Origin of the sequence: Sphingomonas sp. ABOLH, from assembly GCF_003951715.1 — a bacterium.
In the GTDB taxonomy this organism is placed as follows: Bacteria; Pseudomonadota; Alphaproteobacteria; order Sphingomonadales; family Sphingomonadaceae; genus Sphingomonas; species Sphingomonas hankookensis_A.
The window spans coordinates 1-5,344 of the sequence record NZ_QQWV01000080.1 but is presented as its reverse complement, the minus strand read 5'-3'; the positions used below and the strand labels follow the sequence as shown (position 1 = coordinate 5,344).

At 67.3% G+C, this 5,344-nt stretch carries 6 protein-coding genes, 1 tRNA gene and 1 pseudogene; 4 read left to right on the top strand and 4 right to left on the bottom strand.

The features are described from left to right. A pseudogene (locus tag CA237_RS19040) lies at positions 1 to 506 on the top strand (IS3-like element ISGbe1 family transposase); the annotation flags it as partial. Here CA237_RS19040 and CA237_RS19035 read toward each other — a convergent pair. Then, positions 507 to 1,115: an HNH endonuclease gene (locus CA237_RS19035; protein ID WP_126015266.1), complete on the bottom strand. Its 609-nt coding sequence runs from the start codon at positions 1,113 to 1,115 to the stop codon at positions 507 to 509. 130 nt (positions 1,116 to 1,245) lie between these two features. On the opposite strand from CA237_RS19035, the gene CA237_RS19815 reads away from it, so the two are divergent. The 3 genes from CA237_RS19815 to CA237_RS19025 all read left to right on the top strand — a co-directional run bounded on the left by CA237_RS19815 (position 1,246) and on the right by CA237_RS19025 (position 3,197). Then, positions 1,246 to 1,361 (top strand) — tRNA-OTHER (locus tag CA237_RS19815). 13 nt (positions 1,362 to 1,374) lie between these two features. Continuing rightward, positions 1,375 to 2,766 (top strand): ABC transporter substrate-binding protein, encoded by a 1,392-nt coding sequence (locus tag CA237_RS19030; protein WP_066693482.1) that lies wholly within the window; start codon positions 1,375 to 1,377, stop codon positions 2,764 to 2,766. A gap of 5 nt (positions 2,767 to 2,771) precedes the next feature. Beyond that, positions 2,772 to 3,197, top strand: coding sequence for a DUF4112 domain-containing protein (locus CA237_RS19025; RefSeq protein ID WP_084401786.1), 426 nt, complete (start codon positions 2,772 to 2,774; stop codon positions 3,195 to 3,197). Between the two features lie 121 nt (positions 3,198 to 3,318). Here the strand turns inward: CA237_RS19025 and CA237_RS19020 are convergent, their stop codons facing one another. Genes CA237_RS19020 through nadC form a run of 3 tightly spaced genes read right to left on the bottom strand, consistent with a single transcriptional unit; the run spans position 3,319 to position 5,339 of the window. Then, on the bottom strand, positions 3,319 to 4,035 hold the full coding sequence (locus CA237_RS19020; RefSeq protein WP_126015264.1) for a ribonuclease T2: 717 nt from the start codon (positions 4,033 to 4,035) through the stop codon (positions 3,319 to 3,321). Then, complete coding sequence (locus CA237_RS19015) at positions 4,035 to 4,466, bottom strand: hypothetical protein (RefSeq protein ID WP_066693478.1); 432 nt, start codon at positions 4,464 to 4,466, stop codon at positions 4,035 to 4,037. Before CA237_RS19015 ends, CA237_RS19020 begins: the two co-directional genes overlap by 1 nt. A gap of 30 nt (positions 4,467 to 4,496) precedes the next feature. Further along, positions 4,497 to 5,339 (bottom strand): carboxylating nicotinate-nucleotide diphosphorylase, encoded by an 843-nt coding sequence (nadC, locus tag CA237_RS19010; protein ID WP_126015268.1) that lies wholly within the window; start codon positions 5,337 to 5,339, stop codon positions 4,497 to 4,499. Between the last annotated feature and the right edge of the window lie 5 nt (positions 5,340 to 5,344).

Here is a 5,344-nt window from a genome sequence, read left to right as displayed (position 1 = left end):
GGACGCATGACGGGCGCAAGTTCCGGATACTGACCATCATCGATGAGGCCAGCAGGGAATGCCTGGCACTGGTCGTCGCGCGCCAGCTTCGACACGAAGACGTGCTGGCAGCGCTTGCCGACCTGTTCATCGCGAGGGGTCCGCCCGCGCATATCAGATCAGATAACGGCAGCGAGTTCATCGCTACCGCGGTTCAGAAATGGCTCGGGCAGGTTGGCGTGAAGACGCTGTACATCGTGCCGGGTTCGCCGTGGGAGAATGGCTACAACGAGAGCTTCAACGGCTCGCTGCGCGATGAGCTGCTCAACGGCGAGATCTTCTACAGCCTCGCTGAAGCAAGGGTACTGATCGAGGCGTGGCGCCGTCACTACAACACCGTCCGGCCGCACAGCAGCCTGGGCTATCGGCCGCCCGCACCACAAGCGGCGACACCGCCATTGCCGGCCTCCGGTTCCGCTTCGCTCCACCTACGACCGGCAATGGCGGCGGAGACGACAATGCACTAACTAATAACCCGGACCACCCGATGGGGGCTGCTCAATATACCCTGCGCCTAACTCGCCATAGGTGGCTTCAAAGTCGAAGGCGCAAACTTCGCAAGCCAAAGGCCCCTTTGCTTTGGCTTCCTTAAGCTTCTCTCGAACTAATTTGCGGTCGCGTTCGTAACGCTTGTGCATGGCAAGGACCACGCCGCCCTCTTCGCCTTCGTAGGGCGGTTCTAAGGGGTGCTGTGACAACGCAACGCCATCGGCGGCTAGGATGGTAGCGCGGATCGCCTGTGCGTCTGTAGCGAGCCTTAAGGGGTCGCCAGCGTACTCCTGCCAAATGACGCCTTCCAACTTGTTACCCCGCTCCATACCGACCTTGCCTTGGTCCAGGTAGTGCGGGTCGGACGAACGGAAGTTCATCACCTTAAGGTACACGCCGTTGCGGTTGCGCAGGGTTTCACCCGTAGCGTTGCCCATGATCCGGTGAAGCTTGTTGAGGATCGCCGATACCTCATCGACTGCCTCGAAATCCTGCCCGGTAGGATTGCCGCTGGTTCGGACATATAGGTCGAGAGCGAGGATTAATTCATCGCGTGACCATACCGGGTTCCGGGGCTTCTTCTCCATGCGCTGATCGTAGAGCCGTGCCCGAAGGCATCAAGCGCGAATGCCTGCATTCCCATGTAATTCCTGTGTAAACAGTCCGGGAAAACGGGTGTAAAGGCGGGTAAAATTACGATCATCCGATTTGATAATACCGGACGTAAGGTACTAGAATCGTTAGGGGAAATGAGTGTTTGCGATCATTTCCCCCATCGACTTAAAATCCGCTTCCCATCGGGAGTGCGGGTTCAAGTCCCGCCGTCCGTACCAGCATGGAGGTGGCATGGCGCGCATCCTGATCCTCGCTCCCCTGCTGTTCGCGCTCGGCGCTTGCGATGGCGGGAACGACGAGCGGCCGGTGGTGGTCGATGCGATCGAGGACGGCGTGAAGGGCGATGCCGAGCGCGTGCTGTTGCGCAGCGCGCTGGCGCAGGGGCTGGTGCGCTTCGATGCCGCGGGGCAGGTCGAGCCGGGGCTGGCCGAGCGCTGGAACATGGTCGATGACGGGCGCAGCTACATCTTTCGGCTGGGCGATGCGACGTGGAGCGACGGGCGTCCGGTCACCGCCGAACAGGTCGTGGTGGCGCTGCGCCGTGCGGTGCGGGTCGAGGCGGGACATCGGCTGACTCCGTTCCTGCGGTCGATCGACGAGATCGTGGCGATGACGCCGCAGGTGATCGAGGTGCGACTGAAGCGCCCCAACACCGAATTGCTGACGCTGCTGGCCCAGCCCGAACTGGCGGTGATTCGCGGGCCGCAGGGCACCGGGCCGCTGCGCCGGTTGCGGGGCGAGGGCATCCGGCTGCGCGCACCGGCCGATCCGGAAGGGCCGGCGCCGGTCGCCGCCGACGAAGTCCGGCTGCGCGGTGCGCGGGCGGCGCTGGCGGTGGCGCGCTTTGCGAGCAAGCGCAGCGACCTAGTGCTGGGCGGAGACTTTGCCGACTGGCCGCTGGTCGCCGCCGCCAGTCCCCGGCCGGCGGACGTGCGGGTCGATCCGGCACGCGGGCTGTTCGGCTTTGCCTTTGTCGCGCGCGACGGGTTCCTGTCGAGCGCGCTCGGCCGGGCGGCGGTGGCGATGGCGGTGCAGAGTGCGAACCTGCCCGGCGCGATCGATGCAGGCTGGGGGCAGGCGGATACGCTGCTGCCCGAACGGCTCGATTCGGCGGCGGACCCGGCGCTGCCCGCTTGGCGCAACCTGACCGAGGAGCAACGCTGGGCGACGGCGCGGGCGCAGGTGACCGCCTATGGTCAGCCGGTGCGGCTGCGCGTCGCCCTGCCCAGGGGGCCGGGCGCCACCTTGCTGTGGGGACGGGTCGCGGTCGCGCTGTCGCGCATCGGGATTTCGGGCGAGCGGGTGGCGATGACGGCGCCGGCCGACCTGCGGCTGGTCGACCGGGTCGCACCCTATGACAGCGCGCGATGGTATCTGGCGACGGCGTGCCGCACTTGTTCGATGGACGCGATGACGCTGATCGCGGCGGCGCGCGATGCCGACAATCTGCCCGAACGCGCCCAGCGGCTGGCGACGGCGGACGCGGCGATGGCGGCGGACGTAGCGTTCGTGCCGGTCGCGCGGCCGTGGCGCTGGTCGCTGGTCGCGCCGCGGCTGCGCGCGTTCCAGACCAATGCGCGGGCGGTGCATCCGTTGAACCACCTGCGCGCCGACACCAGATAGGGTGCATGGCAAAGACGACCCGCATCTCGCCCGAACTGTTCGAACAGATTGCCGGGCATCTCGACAAGAACCCCGATGCCGTGCGCCGCCGCGTGGTGGCGATCGAGCGGCTGATGGAACGGTCGATGACCATTCCCGGCACGAACCATCCGGTCGGGCTCGACTTCCTGTTGAACTTCATCCCCGTGGTCGGCAGCTTCATCGGCGCGGCGATGGGCAGCTACATGCTGTGGGAGGCCCGCAACCTGGGCATGTCGAAGTGGCAGATGGCGCGGATGGCGGGCAATGTCGGCACCGACTGGGCGCTGGGGCTGATCCCGATCGTCGGGGCGGTGCCGGACTTCTTCTTCCGGTCGAACACCCGGAACCTGCGGATCATCCGCAAGCATCTCGACCGCCACCATCCCGCGACTGTGACGGTCGAGGGGTAGGTAGTTCAAGGCGGCGCTGGCCCGCTCCCCCACCCGGTCACCCATCCAGGTTACGCTGTGGGTGGCCGGGTGGGGGAGCGGGCCGGCACCGCCGGACGTGCCGTCGGCACGTCCGGCAAAACTATCCCGCCTGACGCCCGCCGCGCCAGATCTTGACGCGGGTGTTGGGGGTCACGCCGCCCTGATGCGCGGGGCAGGCGGTGTAGCGGCGGCGCTTGTCGAGGCAGAGCCACACTTCGTCCAGCCAGCCGCGCTTGTTGGTGGTGATCCGCATCGACTGCGCGGTCATGCCGGGATTGCGCCGGGCGATCGCGCTGGCGATCTGTCCGGCGGTCAGGTTGGGCCGGCGCGACAGGGCCATCATGTCGGGGAAGCGCAGCCGCTGGAACAGGGTGCGCGATTCGTCGAAATAGGCCGCCGGCGACACACCCATGCAGGTGCCGTGCTTGGCATATTCATGCTGGAGCAGCTGGGCCGAGGGGGTGACGCACAGGTTCTTGGCGATCACCGATTCGGGCAGGATCGGGGTGGTAGTGCAATATTGCGGCCAGTCCTTGCCCTCGCCATCGGGCCAGAGACCATGCAGCGTGAAGCCGAAGCGGTTGGCGCCGCCGCACTGGAAGCTGTTCCGCGCATCGTCGCGGCGGGTGCGGCAATATTCGGGGCTCCAGGTGATGGCGAGCGTATAGCTGCCGATCGGGAGGACGCGGCGCGGCTGTTGCGGCGTCGGCAGGTCGGGGCGCGGGCGTTCGATCTGCGCCGGCACCGAACATTGCAGCGTCTGCGCCTGTGCCGCGACGGGGGCGAGCAGGGCGAGGAGGGCGAGGGCCAGGCGCATCAGATATCCTCGTCGACGATGGCGGGTGCGAACCACGCGGCGGCGTCGGGACGGAACAGGAAGGCGACCGCCGCCGTCTGCAACGCGACCGCGACGAGGCGGACGATGCCGCCGGCGTCGAGGATCACCGCGCCGGTCGAGAAGCCCAGCACCAGGCTGCCGATCGCGAAGACGGTGAAGACGACCAGGATCCATTTGGCGACATTGCTGCCGCGCTGGGCGATGAAGAACCACAGCAGCAGCGCGATGACGACGCCGATGGCGATCATGCCGCCGGCCGCGACCGCCGCGGTCGACCCGAGCGCCGCCGTGTCGGGATTTTCCGCCAGCCGCGCCATGGTCAGCGGCCATTCGAGGATGTTGCCGATCAGCCCGACGGCGATCGAGGCGAGATAGAGCCGGTCGAACCGGACGATCGAAGACGGACGCATGAAGGCTCCCCCTGAAACAGCCGAAGCTGGTTATGCGGCGTCGAGGGTGAAATCCAGCCCGATATCGGCCGCCGGGGCCGACTGGGTCAGGCGGCCGACGCTGATATAGGTGACGCCGGTTTCGGCGATGGCGCGGATGGTGTCGAGCCGGACGCCGCCCGATGCCTCCGCGGGCACGCGCCCGGTGATCAGCGCGACGGCGGTGCGCAGGATCGGCGGGGCCATGTTGTCGAGCAGCAGATGCGTCGCGCCTGCCGCAAGGGCGGGTTCGATCTGGCTGATCGAATCGACCTCGACGATGATCCGGTCGATGCCGGCCGCCTTGGCACGGGCGGTCGCTTCGCCCACGGACCCGGCGACCGCGACGTGATTGTCCTTGATCATCGCCGCATCCCATAGCCCCATGCGGTGATTGGTCGCGCCGCCCATGCGGGTCGCATATTTCTCGAGACTGCGCAGGCCGGGAATGGTCTTGCGCGTGTCGAGCAGGGTCACGCCGGTGCCGGCGATCGCGGCGACATAGGTCGCGGTCAGCGTGGCGACGCCCGAAAGATGCTGGACGGTGTTGAGCGCCGAGCGTTCGGCGGTCAGCAGCGCCCGCGCATTGCCGCGCAGCCGCATCAGCGCGGTGCCGGCCGGCACGGCATCGCCATCGGCGACCAGCGGTTCGATGACGACGTCCGGATCGAGATGGCGGAAGAAGGCGGCGGCGATGTCCAGCCCCGCGACGGTGATCGCGTCGCGGCTGTCCATGACGCCGGTGAACACGGCATCCGCCGGGATGACCGCGGCGGCGGTGATGTCGCCCGGCTCGCCCATATCCTCGGCAAGGGTCGCGGCGACGAAGGCGGGGAGGTCGAAACCGGGGATCATGGGGC